This is a genomic window from Rothia sp. HMSC069C04, assembly GCF_001812895.1.
Lineage (GTDB): Bacteria > Actinomycetota > Actinomycetes > Actinomycetales > Micrococcaceae > Rothia.
In genome coordinates, this window is record NZ_KV810714.1 from 39,659 (window position 1) to 57,697 (window position 18,039).

Sequence of the window (18,039 nt, forward strand, 5' to 3'; positions counted from 1 at the left end):
CTCATGATTCATCAGTAGGGTTCCTTTTCCTGTCACGAACCCAGAAAAATACGAAGATGACCACAGCAAAGCATAAAAGGGCTATCTTCATCTGCCCCAAAACAACAGAGTACTCAGGAGATGAAGTTCCTAACCACAACAGAGGATTATCCGAAAAATTTTTCCTAATAACTGACATATCAGAGGGAGTAGCATCGACCAGTTTCTGCACCCTTGCAAGAAGCGGGTCGATATAGCTTCCAGTCACCGCTTTAGCTATATAATCCAACATATTCCCACCCAAGATAACATCAAAGAAAATCCATGAACTTGCCACACATCCGACAGGAAATAAAATACCCATGGCGGAATATTTAAAGAATTTTCTCATCGCAGCAAATGCTCTAACGAGAAACCCAAAAGAGAAGATAACACTAACCAAAAGTGTAATAAACGACATATAATCAACCAAGGAGAAAGATGCCTTGTGCTTTACATCAGATACGGACAGCGCAAATGTAACCAACCCAAAAATAATGGCCACCACTGTAACATCTCCAAGTATTTTTACATACATTTTTGAAAGCCATCCAATAGAGTAACCACCATAATCAAACACTCTTTTAAAAACCAGCGCAATACAATGAGCAGAAAACAAAATGATTATCGCATATATAAATGATGGCAAAACAATTACCTGAAATACATATTCAAAAATAATATAGATAGCTTCAAAATGCGAGAATGTATAAAAACTTTCAACTCTAGATATATTCCAGGAAAGCACAGGGTATGCAAATATGCCAACCACAATGATAGCAAAAACTACCCCTTTCCCCAATATGGTACAAAGTTTACGGAAATTTCTATACAGCCAACTTTCTTCATGCCCGGGTTGAGGCTCATCAAAGATTCTCCTAGACCTTTTATAGTAATGAACCCAGGCACTCTTCAGCTCTTCAAAATGCTTCTTTCGCAATACAATGCACTCTCTCATTATCGGTTTAGGTGTGCGTTTATACTATATATCCTAGGTCTCTTGCTTCATATCTCGTCTCACAGGGTAATTTACTTGCTAGCGAAAATATACATGTGAATTCCCGTCACACCATCTATGAATGGAATCCCTCCTTCACGCAGCCACCATGGAAGAAGTCAGCGGCGGTGAGGCTACAACTTCCGGAAGCGACATTAGGGTGTCCGAGCGAAGCGAGGGCGGGTTCCCTGTAGGAGCGAGGATGACCCGGCTCTTTCGCGTACCAGCCGTTCTGAAACCACAAACATTCTGAAGACAACAAGAAACCGGTACTATCCGTAGCGACATCAGGGTGCCCGAGCGAAGCGAGGGCGGGTTCCCTGTAGGAGCGAGGATATGTACCGGTTCCTGTTTTTTGTTGTATGTATTCAGATGATTAGTTGATACCGCGAAGGTCCAGGACGAGTTCACTTTCGTCTGCCTCGTCACCGGTCACGACGACGGGAATACCCCAGTCCTGCTGGTAGAGGTGACATGCTGCATGCTCGGGGATGTCACCGCCGGGGGTGCCGTCGCAGGCGGCGGCGCGTGCGGTGATGTGCAGGACTGCCTCGGTGATTTCGGGGTTGAGCACGAGGGTGCGGGTCAGTCCGGTGGAGGTGCCGGCGCCTTCCAGGATGAAGTTCTCGGGGGTGGATGAGATCTTCAGCTGGGTGGGGTCGCCCCAGCGGGTGTCGAGCTTCTGGCCGGTGGGCACGGTGAATCGTGAGGTGAATTCGAGGGTGCCGCCGGTGAGCTTGGTGGAGGGGCGTGCGGTGGTGATGGCGCCTTCGTCGACGTGCTGTGCCTTGGCGGGGATGGAGGCGCGTACGAGCTGGTGGGCGTTGGTTTCGACGATGATGAGGCGCGGTTCTTCGCCGGGTACTTCTTCGACGAGCAGGTCGGAGGGTTCGTCGAGGCCGCGTTCGAGGGTGCCGAGGGTGCCGGTTGCGGGGTCCCAGCGGCGGATGGCGCCGTTGTAGGTGTCAGCTACGGCGATGGATCCGTCGGGCAGTTCGGTCAGGCCGAGGGGGTGCTGCATGCGGGCGGTGTCGGAGTCGCCGTCGACGAAGCCGAAGTCGAACAGGCCCTTGCCGACGGCAGAGGTGACCTGTACGCCGTCTTCGGTGAAGGTGACGTGGCGCAGGCCGCTGGTTTCGGAGCATGCGACCCAGAGGCTGCCGTCGCGTGCTTCGATAATGCCGGAGGGCTGGGCGAACCATGCGTCGGCGGCGGGGCCATCGGCGAGGCCTTCGACACCGGAGCCGGCGAAGATGCTGACGGTGCCGTTGATGGGTTCGTAGCCGAAGAGCTGGTGGGTGCCTGCCATGGCGATGATGAACTGGCCGGCTTCGCGGGAGTAGACGGCGTCCCAGGGTGAGGAGAGCGCGATTTCGGTGGCGGGTACGCCGGCGGGGATGTGGTTGGGGTCGCCGGTGATGGCGTTGTCGCCGTCGATGACGCGCTGCACGCCGTTGCCTGCGAGGGTGCGCACTTCGCCGGTGGTCAGGTTGAGGGAGCGCAGGCGGTGGTTGACGGTGTCGGCGACGAGCACGTCGTAGCCGAGCTGTTCGCGCAGGTTCTCGGGTACGAGGGCGAGGCCGGCGGGTTCGTTGAAGCGTGCTTCGGTGCCGGTGCCGTCGACGTGGCCCTTGACGGGGTGGTTGATGGGGTCGTTGCCGCCGCCGTAAGTGTTGATGACGGTGTTGAGGTCGGCTGCTACCTGCAGGATGCGGTGGCGTGCGCTGTCTGCGACGAGGTAGGTGCGTTCGCGGTTGCCGAAGAGGTTTGCGGGGCCGAATTCGGCGGGCAGTTCGATGGCTTTGCCGGGGAAGGCGTAGGTGCCGGCTGCCTTGGGGCGGGGTACGTAGGGGCCGTCACCGCGGTGTAGGGTGCCCTTCGCCTCGTGCTCGGCGACAAGTTCGCGTACGAGGGAGGTGAGGCCCTGTACGTGGCCTTCACCGGAGAGGTGGGCGACGATGTAACCTTCGGGGTCGACGACGACGAGGGTGGGCCATGCGCGGGCGGTGTATGCCTGCCAGGTGGTCAGTTCGGGGTCGTCGAGTACGGGGTGGGTGATGTGGTAGCGGTCGACGGCTGCGGCGAGCGCTACGGGGTCTGCTTCGTGTTCGAATTTGGGGCTGTGGACGCCGACGGTGACGAGTACGTCGGAGAATTCTTCTTCGAGGGGGCGTAGTTCGTCGAGGACGTGCAGGCAGTTGATGCAGCAGAGGGTCCAGAAGTCGAGAATAACGATTTTGCCGCGAAGGTCGGCCAGGGTGAGGTTTTTGTCGCCGGTGTTGAGCCAGGCTCGGCCCTCGAGTTCGCTGGCGCGCACGCGTACGCTGCGGGTGGTGTTCTCGCTCATGGTTTTCTCTCCTGTTGGGTGCGCCGTGTGTGGGCGCGTTGGTTTGCTGTCTCCATTATGCCAGCGTGGTGGGGGTGGTTCGCTGGGAGTTGAGCTTTGTGACTTGGGGGCTTAACGACCTGTCATATTAAGTCATATTCAGGGTGGCGTGTGGGTGCATAAAAGCGCCCCGCACGCATCACGTTCGGATGCGCACGGGGCGCTGAGGTATTCAGGCGGTCTAAGATAATCAGCTCAGTTCAAATGTGCGCGGAATACAGCCGAATACGCTGGAATTCATCGATTCCTAACCCGCATTAGAAGCCCGTTCGGGGTCCCAGATACGGGCCCGCTTCGTCGGCTTTACAGGTTCCTTCGGCGTTACGTTGAGAGCCTCAACAGGAGCGGGGGTTTGCGGGACTTCCAGGGACGTGTAGGATTCCTCGTTAACCTCATTCTTAAAGTCGATAATCTGGGTCATACCGTCTGACTCGACATTGATAAGACGCCCGCCAGCCATAATTGCATGCCACGAGCCATCAGCTTCTACGGTGATGATTGATCCATCAGGAGTGACGCGGCCCCAACTACCGTCCTTCTTGATAATGATGTCATCGCCGTTGTTCGCCTCAACAATGGCGATTTCATCGCCGAGGGATGAGGTATACACGGTGCCGTCAGCATTCGTAGATTTCTTTGAGGCGGGGCTCTTCTTGGCCTCTTCAATGGTTTCTTTAAAGGATTTCTGGTTGCCAGCACCTGAGTTGGAATCTGTGGGCTTAGATTCTTCGTCCTCAGCGACCTGCTTTTCATCCGAAGCATCCTGCGTTGAGTCTGCGCCGGCTGTCTCTTCCTCAGCCTTAGCCTGGGCATCACTCGAGGTCACCTGCGACTCAGGGGATGCGGCGTTTGCAGTCAGCGAGGTGGAGGAAGCGTTAGGAGTAGCGCTTGCAGATGCACTCTCATGGGAGATAGTGGTGGTCTGCGTAGCCTCATCACAGGCAGCCAGGCTGAGCGTTACGGCAAGACTCAAAGACAAGACAGCAATGAATTTCTTCACTAATTTTCCTTTTTCAGACACGCTCTGTGTGCATACCTGCACCGCATGAGGCGTGTATTAAGTAAGCGCTAGATTCTGAGCGCTTCCCTATCCTAGCAATAGATACCTGACGCTTCCTATTTTCTATATATCGGGCGTGTAGTTTCCCGCATGCGAAAGCGCCCCGCACGCATCACTATCGGATACGTGCGGGGCGCTAGTAAGCCCTATTCTGGCGGGCTGTTCTGACTGTTCGGCCCGGGGCAGGGGCTAGTTTTTACTTGGCGCCTGCAACCTCGGAGAGGTCACCAATCTTGGTGGGCTTGACCGGGGTCTTAGCGGTGCCGCTGAAGCCGTCGATACGGCCGGGGGCCTTCGGAGTTTCGATGGTGGAGACGTCGGTCGCCTGCTCAAAGGTCTTGGTGTTCAGCACGGATGCGGTGCCATCTGCATTGACAACGGTGTAGAGGTTGTCCTTGGGATTGGTCTTGATCCAGGAGCCGTCCTCTTTCACGACGATGGTTGTACCGTTGGAGTCCATGCTGGTCCACACACCGTTATTCTGGATGCTGATGATAGCGCCGTCCTTGGATTCGAATGCAGCGAGTTCATCGGTGTAGTAGACGGTGCCATCGCTGGTCTGCACCTTCTTCACGCCGGACTGCTCCTTGAGCTGCTCCAGGGCTTTCTTGCTGGCGGTGTAGCCTGCGGAGGCTGCCTGATCGGCGGATTCCTGGCCCTTCTTGAGTGCTTCGGTTGCTTCGCTGGGCAGACCGCTGGGGGCGCTGATGGTGCCCTGGGTGGTCTTGGTTTCTGCCTTGGTGGTTTCAGCTGCTGCGGAGGCGGTGCTCTTGCTGGTTGCTGCTGCGGAGGTGCTTGCGGGTGCCGAGGCAGTTGCGGAAGCGGTTGCAGAAGCGGACGCGCTTGCCGATGCGGAGGAGTTGGAGTTGGTGCCGGAGTTGCCGCCGCAGGCTGCAAGGCCGAGGACACCGGCAATGGTCAGGGACAGAACAGCAATAGACTTCTTCACTGTATTTTCTCTTTCTGTATGCGCCGCTCTGCAACGGCGCAGTGCGTAGTGTGGTTGACCTGTACTCCGGTATGCCCGGTGTACGCCACCATGCTAGCACCGCGACCTGAAAGCTCCCTGAGATGTTGCGGCGCTTCCCCTCCCCCGCTACTTTCACGGCTCTTCTCAGCGTAGCTTGAAGACGCAAAACGCCCCGCACGCATCGCTATCGGATGCGCACGGGGCGTTCAAGCTTTGAAAGGCGCTACGAACGGCTACCCCTGTACGGGTCTGCCTACTCGTGGGTCTTGGCGCTGGTCGGCTTCACGCCTTCCTTCGGGGCGGTGCTGTAGCCGTCCACGGGGGCCGGGGGCTTGGGCAGTTCCAGCGACTTGTAGTCCTGGGAGTATTCACCGGTGACAACGTTCGTGATGGTAGCTTCACCGTTCTCATCAACAGCGATGGTGTCGCCGTTGGTCTTGATGACGCTCCAGTCGCCGGATTCGCTGACGCTGCTGAGCGATCCGTCGGGGCTAACGCGGATCCAGCCGCCGTCATCCTTGATCAGGATGTAGTCACCGTTCTTAGCTTCGACGATGGAGGCGCCTTCCTTCGTGTCGGTGTACACGGCGCCGTCAGCGTTGGTGCTCTTCTTAGTGTTGGGGTCCTTCTTGGCCTGTTCAGCGCCCTTCTTGAAGACGTTGTATCGTTGCTTACCGATTCCGACTGCGGCGTTGTCGCTGGAGCTGCTATCGGTGCCCTTGGTATCTGAAGAGCTCTTCTCAGATGCGCTTGCTGAGCCGGATGCCGATGCGCTTGCCTTGGACTCGGAGGATGCGCTCGCGGAAGCGGTAGCCGACGCACTTGCGGAGGCAGTCGCCGATGCAGACGCGCTCGCGGATGCACTCTGGCTTTCGGCGGGTGCCTTGATGTTGGTGGGGCTGCACGCGGCAAGGCCGAGGGTTGCGGCGAGGCTTAGGGACAGAACAGCGATAGACTTCTTCACTGTGTTCTCTTTTCTGGTAGGTTCCGAACTGCGCTGGGCGTCCGGGGTGTCCGTACGGGTGGGACTTGTTGAGCGGGCGTTATTTCCCGCGTCCAGCCTAGCACCTCATTCTGGCGGTACTCTGCAAGCGCGCAGAAACGCCCCGTGCACATCACGTTCGGATGCGCACGGGGCGTCTTCTAGGTCAGGGGCTGCTACGCTCCTTGAGCGTCACAAGCCGCTGTTAGCTCTTTGCAGCTTACTTGGGCTGTGCGGGCTTGACGGGGTTGACCTTAGCCTGTGCGGGCTTTGCGGGAACCTTCGGAGCCTTCAGGTCTGCCTTCTCGCCGCCAACGATGGAGATTACTTCACCGGATGCGTCAACGGTTGCCTGCAGGCCGCTGTTAGACTGGATGGTCCAGGAGCCGTCAGCCTTAACTGCGACCTGGCCGTTTGCGTCCTGGCGGCTCCAGGAACCGTCAGCCTGTACAGCGATCTGACCTCCGTCACCCTGAACGGCCCAGCCGCCGTCCTCGGAAACAATAACGTCGCCCTCAACGGTGGAGGAGGAGTTACCCTCGGAGTCCTTGGTCTCTGCCTTAGCGTTGCCCTTGTCGTCAGACTCGGTCTTGGAGGTGTTACCCTCGGAGTCCTTAGCGTTGACGGATGCCTTGCCATCTGCGCCGACCTTCACGTCTGCGGAGTTGCCTTCGCCGTCGTTAGCCTTGACGGTGACGTTGCCGTCCTTGTCAACCTTCACGCCTGCAGTAGCGGAAGCAGATGCAGCCGAGGTGGTTGCAGCTGCAGAGGATGCCTTAGCCGATGCGCTTGCGGAAGCAGTCGCAGAAGCAGATGCGGATGCAGTCGCGGTGGTGGTGGAAGAGGACTGGGAGCCACATGCGCTCAGGCCCAGTGCGCCTGCGAAAGCGATGGACAGAACCGCGGTGGTCTTCTTCATTGCGGGGGCGAATGCCATTGTTTCTCCTTGTGGTTGTTAGTATGGTGCGGCTAGTTGGCGACGTATTCGCGTCGTGCGCAGGATCCTTGTGGGGTCCCATAACGATTATCGGTTTAACCAACCGCGTTAATTCTATCGAGTTTGGGTCTGTTTATCCGGGCACGTGGGTGTTTATCCGCATTCTAGCGGGTGGCATAGCCCACGTTTTCACCCGGTTCGTCAGTCAGCTTCTTAGCGGCGGGGAGTGACGGGCTTGACCGGGTCAGCGCCAGCACCGGCGGGCTTGAGGGGGACGCTGGGTACCTTAACCGCGCCTTTGCCGCCGGCCTGTTCCCAGGTGCCGTTAGCTTCTACCTCGATTACGCCGTTCTCGCCGGTCTGTTCCCAGGAGCCGTCAGCATCAACCTCAACGACGCCTCCATCGCCAACGCGCTCCCAGGAGCCGTCAGCTCGTACCTCGATGATGTCGCCGTTGGGGGCGTGGTAGGACCAGCCGCCGTCGGTCTTGATTTCGATGAGGGTGTAGCCGTTGGCTGCGCTGACGGTTCCGCTGTCGACGGTCACGGTGCCGTTACCGGTACCGTTCGCGCCACTCTTGGCGGAGGTCTCGCCAGCCTTCTCGTCGACCTTTGCGGAGGATCCCGAGTTGCTGGAGCCGGAGTTGTTCGATGCCGAGCCGCCGTTGACGGTTGCATTGCCGCTAGCGTCGGCGGTCACGCCGGTTCCGTTCGCGCCGTTGACGGTCACATTACCGTTGGCGTCTGCGGTGACCCCGGTACCATCAGCACCGCTGACGGTCACACCGTTTTCGGTGACGGTGACGGTGCCCTGGGAGCTGCTTGCGGTGGCGCTCGGGGAGGCTGCGTCGCTTGCCTTGACGGTGACCTTGCCGTTGCCCGCGTTGACTGCTGCGTCGGCGGTGGAGGATGCCTTAGCGGTCGCGGTGGCGGTGGGTGCCGGGTTGGAGGTGTTCTGTGCACCGCAGGCGCTCAGGCCGAGTGCTGCGATTGCTGCCAGGGACAGTGCTGCCGCGCCGGTGCGGAAGCGACGGTTGGCGGTCTGTTCGGAAGTGTGCTGAGCGGGGCGTGCCATGAGGTGGTTCTCCTTGTGCATCCCGGAGGGTCAATCGTCCGGGGTTTGTATGGTTGATTTTCCGGTTGGGTGGGGCCGTTGTGTATGGTGTGTGGCTTTTCCTTATCCGGTGATTCCAGCTTAGGGTGTGAGTCTAAGATTGAGCTTTAGTTTGCTGTGTTTAAGCTGTGTCCGGACGGCAATGTATAAGTATTTTTCCCAGTGGGGTTTCATAGTCGCGGATTTTCGCTCAGCTTATGCATAGCTTTCTGCTTAAATGTATAAATTTTCTTTATTTTTCTGTAGCCCATCATAGCTTCCCCTGTGAAACCGAGCTACTTTCTGTATCTTATGCTCGAGTTAAGGGTTAGGGTCTTGAAGACCCACCTTGTGCACGCTCCCCGCCGCGCGCACCCTCCCAGCCCTCCAGCCGCTCTGCCTCCCCCAGCAACCCATGCCCTATCAGCAAGAGAACATCTGGGCATACTAAAAGACCCCCACCGTGAGGGTGGGGGTCTTTTATCAGATTCAAAGTCTCAAGAATTACTTCTTCTTAGCGACTGCTGCCTTCAGCTTGGAGCCTGCGGTCAGCTTCACGCCGTGACCGGCGGGAATCTGGATAGTTTCGCCGGTCTGCGGGTTACGGCCGGTACGAGCTGCACGGTCGGTGCGCTCGATTGCCATCCAACCGGGGATGGTGATCTTCTCGCCCTTGGAGACGGAAGACTCGAAAACCTGGAACACTGCGTCGAGGACTGCGTTTACAGTTGCCTGGCTCTTGCCAGACTTCTCTGCAACCTCTGCAACGAGTTCGGTACGGTTCTTAGCCATTAGGGTGCCCCTTCCAGAGACTTAGATTTGAGTCTAAAGCGAGTGACCGTCTTGCGACGGAAAACCGTTTAGGAACTAAAATACCAGATTTACCAGCTGGACTTGGTGATACCGGGCAGCTCGCCACGGTGTGCCATCTCGCGGAAGCGCACGCGGGAGATACCGAACTTCTGGAAGGTACCGCGGGGGCGGCCGTCGATCTGGTCGCGGTTACGCACGCGAACGGGGGAAGCGTTGCGGGGCAGCTTCTGCAGTGCCACGCGTGCTGCTTCGCGCTCCTCGGGGGTAGCGTTCTCGTCGATCAGGGTCTTCTTCAGCGCGATACGCTTCTCGTTGTAGCGAGCGACGATGACCTTGCGCTGCTCGTTGCGAGCGATCTTGGACTTCTTAGCCATTCTTAGCGCTCCTCTCGGAAGTCAACGTGCTTGCGAACGACGGGGTCGTACTTCTTCAGCACCATACGGTCGGGGTTGTTGCGGCGGTTCTTACGGGTCACGTAGGTGTAACCGGTGCCAGCAGTGGACTTGAGCTTGATGATAGGACGGAGGTCCTTAGCCTTGGATGCCATTTACTAGATCTTCTCCCCGCGTGCGATGATTTCTGCAACAACGGCATCGATGCCACGAGCATCGATAACCTTGATGCCCTTAGCGGACACGTTCAGGGTTACCTTACGACGCAGCGAAGGAACCCAGTAGGTCTTCTTCTGAACGTTCGGGTCGAATCGACGCTTGTTGCGGCGATGCGAGTGCGAAATGCTGTGTCCAAAGCCGGGAACAGCTCCGGTCACCTGGCAGACTGCTGCCATGTTTCACTCCTTTATTGATTGACTTTTATGACGGTACGCAGTCGATGTTACTCGTGAGCGTCCCGCCACCAATGTAGAAGCACCGGGTTATTCGCCGGGCTAGAGTGTTTGAGATCGTCACGTGGGTGAGAGGCCACGCATCGATCCCCGCCGCGGGAAAAACGGTGAAGCTTATTAGTGTCGAGAGGCGTTTCCACCACTACGAACAGCGTTAAATTCTAGGTAAATACGGGGGTTCGTGCAAGCCTGCACGCCGGATTTTGCCTTAAAAATCCGCGGAATCTCGGTGTTCTGAGCCAATTGCATCTCGTTTAAGCGAAGTGCTCGATTCGCGGATGCACGCCTGCCTTCGAGCGGCAAACATACCTATCCATTCTATCAAAAATGGGTGTTTTTGCAAGTCCAGATGTTTTTAAGGAATTCTTTAACGCCCCTAGTCAGGCGTTAATGCGCCTTTTTAAGAACGGATGTTCTCTATGTGACCGGGGATAAATTACACCGGTGAAATTCATGTTGTGAGATTAACAGCTTAAGCCGGATTTAAGCCTTAAACAGCCCCGCGCCACCGCTTCTTGCGGTGTGCGCAGGGCTATTAAACGGGCTTAAATACGCGTTTAAAGAGCTTTTAACTCTCGTTTTAACGCTTCCGCCCCGGTTTTAAAGGGCGGTTTAAGGGGTCGCAACGGTACGGGTAACGGCGGATTTACCGTTCCAGTTACGGCGTAGATGCAGGCACAAATACGGTACAGATACCGCGCAGGACACTCCCCCGGCGTACAGTTTTACGCCGTACCGTGAGCCACCGCGCCCCTAGTTCTTCAGCCTAGTTCTTAAGACTTGCCGCGGGCACCCACTGCGGGTACTTGGGGCTCACACCGTCCCCGGAGCTTGTTCCCTTTAGACGGCGGCCAATCCACGGCAGGGCAAACTCACGGACCCAGCGTGCCTCCTGCTCGATCTTCTCGCGGGCGGTCAGCTGCACCTCCGGGGGCAGTACCGATTCAGTCACCACGCCGGGCAGGCCGAGCTGCGCCAGTACGCGAGATGCGAAGCGTTCGTGGCCGAGGTCGTTCATGTGCAGGCGGTCGTCAGCCCACAGACGCCAATCAAGGAAGTCGTTCCAGCGCCAGTAGTCGATAATGTGCACGCCGTGGTCCTCAGCGATACCACGCAGTAGCTCGTTGTAGGTGGCGGTACGGCCGCGGGTACGGGCGAAGGGGCCCTGGCCCTGTACATCCAGGCCGGTTACGGTAAGCACTTCGATTCCTTCGCCGCGCAGGGTGGCGAAGGCTTCGTCTACGCGGGTCATGAGCTGGTCAATATCCACGTTGGGTCGCATGATGTCGTTGCCGCCGCCGTAGAAGGTGACGAGGTTGGGCTTCAGCGCCAGGGCTGCCGGTAGCTGCTCTTCGAGAATGGGAATGAGCAGGCGGCCGCGGATGGCGAGGTTTGCGTACTGCGCCTGCGGGTCTACTGCACCGAGGCCTTCGGCAACGCGGTCTGCCCAGCCGCGCAGGCTGTTGGGGCGGCGGCGGTCAACGTCGCCCACGCCTTCGGTGAAGGAGTCGCCGATTGCCACGTAGCGTACTGATTCACCGTTGAGCTTGCCGTTGGGGTCTAGGAGCGGGGTCGTCATTGTGTTCTTCTTTCCGGGCCTCTATAGAGAATGACCCTTCTGTGGAAGAAGCCGGCACACCCGCGCGGTGTACCGGCTTCTTCGCTTAGCTTTCGGTGCGTCCTGCTTTCCAGTATCCCACTGTTATAGGCGCTTCATCAGATATGAGCGGGGGTTTCTTAGGATGCGACAGCTGAACCGGCAACGGTGGACACACTCCGGGGATGCGGAACAACCACCACACTGCCGTCGTTAAACGGGTCCGCGACCTCGGCCTTCAGGCTAAAGATGGTGTGCAGGTTCTCGCGGGTGAGCACTTCGTGTGCTTCGCCTTGGGCGACGATGGAGCCGTCCTTCATAGCGACGAGATAGTCGGCGACTCGGGCGGCGAGGTTCAGTTCGTGTAGCACCATGATCATGGTGGTGCCGCGCTGTTCGTTGAGGTCCGAGAGCAGGTCGAGTAGCTCCACCTGGTGTGCCAGGTCGAGGTACGTGGTCGGCTCGTCCAGCAGTAGGATGTCGGTTTCTTGGGCGAGCGCCATGGCAATCCAGACGCGCTGACGTTGGCCGCCAGAGAGTTCGGTGACCTGTCGTTCGGCGAGGGACATGGTGTCGGTGGCTTCTAGTGCCCAGGCGACCGCCTCATCATCTTCGGCGCTATTGCGTTTGAAGAGTCCCTGGTAGGGGTAGCGTCCTCGGGAGACGAGGTCGGCTACGGTAATTCCTTCGGGGGCGATGGGATGCTGGGGCATGAGCCCAACCATGCGGGCGAAGCCCTTCATGGAGTATTCGTGGGTGGGTTTGCCGTCGAGGGTGAAGTCGCCGTTGAGCGGCTTGAGTAGTCGGGAGACACCGCGTAGCAGGGTGGATTTACCGCAGCCGTTGGGGCCGATGATGGCGGTAACTTTGCCCTTCGGGAATTCGAGGGAGAGGTCTTTGACGATGGTGGTTTCGCCGTAGCCGAGGCTGACGTTCTCTACTTTGAGGGTGCGTTCGGTGATTTCTTTCATGGCGTCCTTTCTTCTCTAAGGCTTTTCCCGGGAGCCTCCTAACTTAGCCTATCCTAATTTCGGGTCAGAATATAGCGAATCCCCCGAACCGTTCACACTTCTGTAGAACAGCACGGGGGATCCGCTATATCGGCGAACTTTAGAAGTTCACTTTTCCGTTGACGAGCCAGCCGCCTTCCGCTGCACGCTGGAAGACTTCCTGAGCCATGGTGCGGCTGTAGGTCTTGGAGACATGGTTGTCATCGATGTAGACGTAGATGTTTCCAACCACGGGGCTGCACATGCCGTCCGGGCAGTACACGTCCTTCAGGTCCACCATGACGGCACCCTGGTTGCGGTACTTGTCGAAGATTTCCTTTGCAGGGTTTTCTGCGGCGTACTTGTCGCTTGCGGGTCGTGCGCAGGAGCTCTTGTCGGCGCCGGCCTTCTGAGCGCATTCGTAGATGTTGTACTCGAAGCGCGGGTTATCGCGCAGGCCAATGACCTGGACTCCTGCTTCGGTGAGGCGGCGGACCGTCTCATCGAGGCTCGGGTCGACTCGTTCGTCGTTCGAGCGTGCCTGGGCAACGGTGGCGATGAGCACCACGGTCTGCGGCTTACGCTTGAGAATTTCCTCGGTCATCTTGGTGTTGAATTCCGAGCATTCGTTGCTGGCGTTGACGGCGCGGACCGGGTACTGGCAGCCACCGAGCAGGTAGGTCTGCAGGTTGGTTTTGGTCTGTTCTGCGATGGGCTTGAAGATGCTCAGCGCCTGTTCGGCGTGGGAGTTACCGATGACCATGGTCAGCGGTGCGTCCTCGGGTCCGTACTTCTGCAGGCTGCAGTACTTGGCGAGTGCCGGGTCGGAGGGCGCGAAGCTGCCAACGCAGGGGTCGCTCAGTCCGTCGAACTGGGTTTTGACGTCACCGCCGGAGGGGATGGGGTTGTCAATGAGTCCCTGCTGGGCGCCGCCGATAGCGCGGGCGCCGGGGTAGTTTTCGCTGGCGGTCTGTACCTGCAGTTCGGCGTTCTGCTCGGACTGGGTGTTGCGGTAGCCTACCCATGCCTGTGCGGCTACCAGGGGTACGCCTGCGACCAGGAAGATCGCGAGGATGAAGGCGAGCTGGTCTGCCCAGGTCTTGACCGAGAAGATGGTCTTGAAGCGCATCTTCATCATGAGCCAGGGTACGAAGGGGTCCTTGCGGTAGCGCAGCGGCTTCTCGACGAAGCGGATGAGCAACCATGCCAGGCCGATGGAGGCAAGGATGATGACAGCGCCTTCGATGAAGTTCACGCGGGAGGTACCGACGGCGCTGCTGTAGAGAATGAGGATGGGCCAGTGCACCAGGTACAGGGCGTAGGAGATGTTGCCAAGGCTCTGCAGGGGTGCGGAGACCAGCAGTCGATCGATGCCCCAGCGGCTGTTGGTACGGCCTGCCATGATGACGAGCGCACCGGAGATCACGGGCCAAAGCGCCAGGTAGCCGGGGAACGCTCGTTCAACGGGCAGGATTGCGCCGCAGGTGACCAGACCAATAATGCCGACCCAGCCCATAACTACTCGAGCCTTCTCGGGTGCCTTCCACTTGAGGGTGAGCATTGCCAGCAGGGTGCCAATGGCAAATTCCCACAGGCGGGTGCGGGTGTCGAAGTAGGCGAATCCCTGGTTGGTGTCGGTTTCGACGATGGAGAAGGTCAGGGATGCGACGAACACCGTGTTGAAGATGAATACCGCGGTGGTGAAGAGGTTCCCGCGGAATCGGTGCACGACGTAGGCTACTGCGGCGAAGAGCAGGGGCCAGATGATGAAGATCTGTCCCTGGATGGAGAGCGACCAGAAGTGCTGGAAAGGTGACTTCACGGAAGCGTTTTGGGCGTAGTAGTCTACGGAGCTGAACGCAAGGTTCCAGTTCTGGAAGTAGAACAGGGAGCTCCTTGCGTCGGTTACGGTTTGCGACCAGCGACTGGGCGCGAGCACGAAGAAGGACGCAATGGTGGTACCCGCGATAACCACGGTGGCTACGGGTAGCAGTCGCTGGAAGACGTGCATCCAGTAGCTGAAGAGATTGAGGGGTTTGCCTTCGTTGATCTTGCGCATGAAGGAGAGCGAGAGCAGGAAGGCGGAGATGAAGAGGAAGACGTCCACGCCGCCGGAGACTTTGCCGACCCAGACATGGTAAAGCACCACGAGGAGCACGGCGAAGGCGCGCAGGCCCTGGATTTCGGGGCGGAATCCTCGCGATTCGATGAATTCTTCGAGGGGGTAGTCGTTGGTTTCGCGTGCTTTGACGGTGCGCAGCGCCGCGGTACGGGTGCCCTGCGAGGCGGTGGCCTGCGGGGTTCCGGAGGTTTCAGACATACTTGGTTCCTCAGGGCGGGTGGACGATGTGCTAGTGCGAGTCCCTTAGACACTACAGGACACTCGTACAATAAAATCCTGATCCGCACCTCTGCTATGAGGCTGGTGCGAACCAGGATTTTTCTGAGCCCCCTACCGGATTCGAACCGGTGACCCTCTGTTTACAAGACAGATGCTCTGGCCAACTGAGCTAAGGAGGCAACTTGTCCAGTGTACCTTATTCTCTTGGTTGAGTCTGCTTAGTTGTTCTTTGGCGGTTTGCTTGAGAATGCTTCTGGATTATGGGGTGCTGATACCTTCATTTCCTTCGTTTTACCCCTTAAGAACACCACTTCTAATTGATGCTCATCCGCTCCTCAAACTCATCACCCTGTACAGAAAAACCCGGTAGCCTCGCGTGGAGGTTACCGGGTTTTCGTATCGAAGCGGTTACTTCTTCTTAGCTTCGATCTTGCTCTTCAGGAAGGTGCTGAAGTCGTTGCTGGTGTACTGGTCGCCATCAACGAAGACGGTGGGGGTACCCTGAATGCCGTTCTTTGCGGATTCAGCGTTGACCACGTCCACGAAGGGGCGCCACTTGCCGTCGTTCATATCGGAGCCGATGGAGGCGTGGTACTTCGAAGCAATGTCGGCAATCTGCTGGTTGTTCATGTCGCCGCTGCCCTGGTGGGTGAAGATCTCACGCTGGTAGTTCAGGAAGTCGTGGGTGCTGACCTGGTTTGCCACGGAGTATGCCGCTGCCGCGTTACGTGCGGAGTATGCGGTGGGCGAGGTACGGTCCAGGAAGGTCAAGTTGCGGATTTCCAGGGTGATGGTGCCGTCTTCGACGAGCTTCTGGATTTCTTCGCCGTACTTCTTCTCGAACTCTGCACAGTGCACGCAGTTGTAGTCCTGGAAGATGGTCACGCGAACGGGCTGGCCGTTCTTGGATGCCTCTTCAGCGGTCTGCACGCCCGGGGGCAGGGTGTTGACTGCTGCTGCGGTTCCGTTGACCATGGGGGTCACGGAGGAGGTCGAGGTTGCGAGCTGCTTGAAGTCGCGGGTCTCCTGGGTGGAGGAGTTTTTGACGATTCCGTCCTTGGTCAGCACAATGCCACCGTATTCGTTGGCGCTGGCGGGCACGGGGCCGCTTTCTGCTACCTTGGTGTTCTTGTTGCCGTTGATTACGACGAAACCGATGATACCTACGATGACGAGGACCACGGCGAGTACGCCGAGCTGGAGCCAGCGGCGGCTTGCCTGGCTGGGACTCTTCTTGGCCTGCTGGGCCGCAATCTGGCGGGCTTTTTCGCGGGCGTCGGTCGACATGCCTGCTCCTTTGGTTGGGAATATGGGTGGCGGTTCGTCCACTTCTTCTAGCCTACTCCTTATGGAGTACGCACCCATCAGGGCAGAGGTTCAGAGTGCCAGTGCTCGTCTGAGCTCGGCGCCTTCTGATCTCTGCCGGGCGTTCTAAAGCTCAGCTTCCTGCTACGTATAGCAGCTGAAAGGTATGTCGAGCAGTTCCTATCATGTGGATAGGTTCTGTCTTTTCTCTAGTGTGGATGTACCGCGCTACCCGTCTAGCCTACCGAATGGGTGCCTTATCGGCTAGTTAATACTCTGACTGAGATACTGTGATGTCTATTCTCACGCTCTCAGCTTATTTTCCTCGTAAACTTTCGTAGCTCTGGGAGGTTCCTCCCCTGCCACAAGTAGCGCACAAGTATAGCGCCGAGGCACCCATCCGGTTCAGCTCATTACCGCTAGGGGATGTTGTAGACTTCCACTCCCCCAATGAAGGGGCGGGTGTTGTAGTTACCATTCCACTTCACGCTCAGACCGTGCTTCTCCAGCATGGGAATAACCGTCTCTCGCAGCAACTGTGCGGAGAGCTTCTCGTGAAGGGCCCTAATCTCTTCCTTCTGCGCATCGCTCAGGGTATTCCATTTTTCTTCGTCCCTGGGGTAAGCGAGGAAGGAACCGAAACCGATGTAGGTTCCGCCGCTCTCAGCGAGGCTTTCAGTGTCCTGCTCATGGAAGTAGATGTATCCCTTCCATTCACGGCTATCATCCATTTCGTCCCAGATTTCTGCGGATGCGCAGGTACCGCAGCAGGTGAAGTTCTGTCGTGCAATGACTCCTTCTTCTTCCAGCGCTGCGAAGGCACGGTTGAGGTTGGAGTTCTTCTGCATTTCGGGGGTAATGCCCAGCTCAGCAGCAAAGGCACGACGACGCTTGATGAGCTCTTCTACGTAGTCCTCTACGCGCTTTTCCCAGAGCTTGCTGTCTTCGTTTTCGCCGTCGTATTCCAGCCCGAGTACGTCCATCACATAATCGGTGATGGTTTCTACGTACTGTTCGGTATCAGATTCACCCATGAACAGCAGGGGCCAGATGGGCCAGAGCAGTTCGGCTTCGTCTTCTTCGTCCAGTCCCCATTCTTTGGGGAAGGGCGGGTCGAGGCGCTCTTCGCTCCAGCGTTCGTAGATGCTCTTCTCATCAGCCATGATGATGCTCCTTTGCTTGCTCTCTACTCGTTGAGTAGAGATGTGGACTGCTCTTGCTGTTAAGGTATCAAGAGTTTCTCAACCCCACCCTCTATTTCGTCATTCAGACGGATCTGTGAACTTCCTATCTCGTCGCCCCTGCATCAAGGCTGGCAGGCTGTCTAGGCTGCGTCCCCTGTTCCTCTGCTTCTCAGCTGAGTCTCTAAACCTCTGCATCTCTGATGAGTTAGGTGTCTTTCGTCCAGGAGTTTTCATTCTAAGAGTTTTCGGGTACACAAAAAGAGGGGAAGACCTATAAGGTCTTCCCCTCTTGAATAAAAAACCCGCGGTGACCTACTCTCCCACACCCACAAAAGTGCAGTACCATCGGCGCGAAGAGTCTTAGCTTCTGGGTTCGGAATGGAACCAGGCGTTTCCCTCTTGCTATAACCACGGAAAATCTAGCGAATAACTTCGTTATTCAAAACTTCCGAATAAAAAGCCTCAGCCTCCCGAAGGAAGCCCAGGGTTATTATCCAAAAACCATACAGTGAACGCAAACAACA

16 protein-coding genes, 1 tRNA gene and 1 rRNA gene are annotated in these 18,039 nt (G+C 57.5%); all 18 read right to left on the bottom strand.

The window, feature by feature from the left end; genetic code table 11:
• Window position 1 precedes the first annotated feature (1 nt).
• The 18 genes from HMPREF2879_RS01095 to rrf all read right to left on the bottom strand — a co-directional run bounded on the left by HMPREF2879_RS01095 (window position 2) and on the right by rrf (window position 17,931).
• Window positions 2-958, bottom strand: a complete 957-nt coding sequence (locus HMPREF2879_RS01095; RefSeq protein ID WP_141752957.1) for a hypothetical protein — start codon at window positions 956-958, stop codon at window positions 2-4.
• Between the two features lie 433 nt (window positions 959-1,391).
• Window positions 1,392-3,362 (bottom strand): NHL domain-containing thioredoxin family protein, encoded by a 1,971-nt coding sequence (locus HMPREF2879_RS01100; protein WP_070634614.1) that lies wholly within the window; start codon window positions 3,360-3,362, stop codon window positions 1,392-1,394.
• 286 nt (window positions 3,363-3,648) lie between these two features.
• Complete coding sequence (locus HMPREF2879_RS01105) at window positions 3,649-4,401, bottom strand: hypothetical protein (RefSeq protein ID WP_070507988.1); 753 nt, start codon at window positions 4,399-4,401, stop codon at window positions 3,649-3,651.
• Between the two features lie 256 nt (window positions 4,402-4,657).
• Complete coding sequence (locus HMPREF2879_RS01110; protein WP_070634615.1) at window positions 4,658-5,410, bottom strand: preprotein translocase subunit SecD; 753 nt, start codon at window positions 5,408-5,410, stop codon at window positions 4,658-4,660.
• 274 nt (window positions 5,411-5,684) lie between these two features.
• Window positions 5,685-6,395 carry a transcriptional regulator gene (locus tag HMPREF2879_RS01115; RefSeq protein WP_070634217.1) on the bottom strand — a complete coding sequence of 237 codons (711 nt, stop codon included), beginning with the start codon at window positions 6,393-6,395 and terminating at the stop codon, window positions 5,685-5,687.
• 238 nt (window positions 6,396-6,633) lie between these two features.
• On the bottom strand, window positions 6,634-7,350 hold the full coding sequence (locus tag HMPREF2879_RS01120; protein WP_070634616.1) for a hypothetical protein: 717 nt from the start codon (window positions 7,348-7,350) through the stop codon (window positions 6,634-6,636).
• A 213-nt stretch (window positions 7,351-7,563) separates the two neighbouring features.
• Window positions 7,564-8,424, bottom strand: a complete 861-nt coding sequence (locus HMPREF2879_RS01125; protein ID WP_070634617.1) for a hypothetical protein — start codon at window positions 8,422-8,424, stop codon at window positions 7,564-7,566.
• Window positions 8,425-8,946: 522 nt separating this feature from the next.
• A complete protein-coding gene (locus tag HMPREF2879_RS01130; RefSeq protein ID WP_005506733.1) occupies window positions 8,947-9,234 on the bottom strand; it encodes an HU family DNA-binding protein in 288 nt (95 codons plus the stop codon).
• Window positions 9,235-9,323: 89 nt separating this feature from the next.
• The gene (gene rpsN / locus HMPREF2879_RS01135) at window positions 9,324-9,629 is read right to left on the bottom strand and encodes a 30S ribosomal protein S14 (RefSeq protein WP_005506731.1); all 306 of its coding nucleotides are present in this window, start codon (window positions 9,627-9,629) and stop codon (window positions 9,324-9,326) included.
• 2 nt (window positions 9,630-9,631) lie between these two features.
• Window positions 9,632-9,802 carry a 50S ribosomal protein L33 gene (gene rpmG / locus HMPREF2879_RS01140; protein WP_004005967.1) on the bottom strand — a complete coding sequence of 57 codons (171 nt, stop codon included), beginning with the start codon at window positions 9,800-9,802 and terminating at the stop codon, window positions 9,632-9,634.
• A gap of 3 nt (window positions 9,803-9,805) precedes the next feature.
• Complete coding sequence (gene rpmB / locus HMPREF2879_RS01145; RefSeq protein ID WP_004005966.1) at window positions 9,806-10,042, bottom strand: 50S ribosomal protein L28; 237 nt, start codon at window positions 10,040-10,042, stop codon at window positions 9,806-9,808.
• Between the two features lie 823 nt (window positions 10,043-10,865).
• The gene (locus HMPREF2879_RS01150) at window positions 10,866-11,678 is read right to left on the bottom strand and encodes an SGNH/GDSL hydrolase family protein (protein ID WP_070634618.1); all 813 of its coding nucleotides are present in this window, start codon (window positions 11,676-11,678) and stop codon (window positions 10,866-10,868) included.
• A gap of 158 nt (window positions 11,679-11,836) precedes the next feature.
• Entirely contained in the window at window positions 11,837-12,667 is an 831-nt protein-coding gene (locus tag HMPREF2879_RS01155; protein ID WP_070634619.1) for an ABC transporter ATP-binding protein, read from the bottom strand.
• A gap of 139 nt (window positions 12,668-12,806) precedes the next feature.
• Complete coding sequence (locus HMPREF2879_RS01160; RefSeq protein WP_070634620.1) at window positions 12,807-15,005, bottom strand: acyltransferase family protein; 2,199 nt, start codon at window positions 15,003-15,005, stop codon at window positions 12,807-12,809.
• 126 nt (window positions 15,006-15,131) lie between these two features.
• A tRNA-Thr gene (locus tag HMPREF2879_RS01165) sits at window positions 15,132-15,205 on the bottom strand.
• A 229-nt stretch (window positions 15,206-15,434) separates the two neighbouring features.
• Window positions 15,435-16,313 (bottom strand): DsbA family protein, encoded by an 879-nt coding sequence (locus HMPREF2879_RS01170; protein ID WP_070634621.1) that lies wholly within the window; start codon window positions 16,311-16,313, stop codon window positions 15,435-15,437.
• Between the two features lie 437 nt (window positions 16,314-16,750).
• Window positions 16,751-17,494 carry a DUF6891 domain-containing protein gene (locus HMPREF2879_RS01175; protein WP_049352236.1) on the bottom strand — a complete coding sequence of 248 codons (744 nt, stop codon included), beginning with the start codon at window positions 17,492-17,494 and terminating at the stop codon, window positions 16,751-16,753.
• A 320-nt stretch (window positions 17,495-17,814) separates the two neighbouring features.
• Window positions 17,815-17,931, bottom strand: a 5S ribosomal RNA gene (rrf, locus tag HMPREF2879_RS01180).
• Window positions 17,932-18,039: the final 108 nt, after the last annotated feature.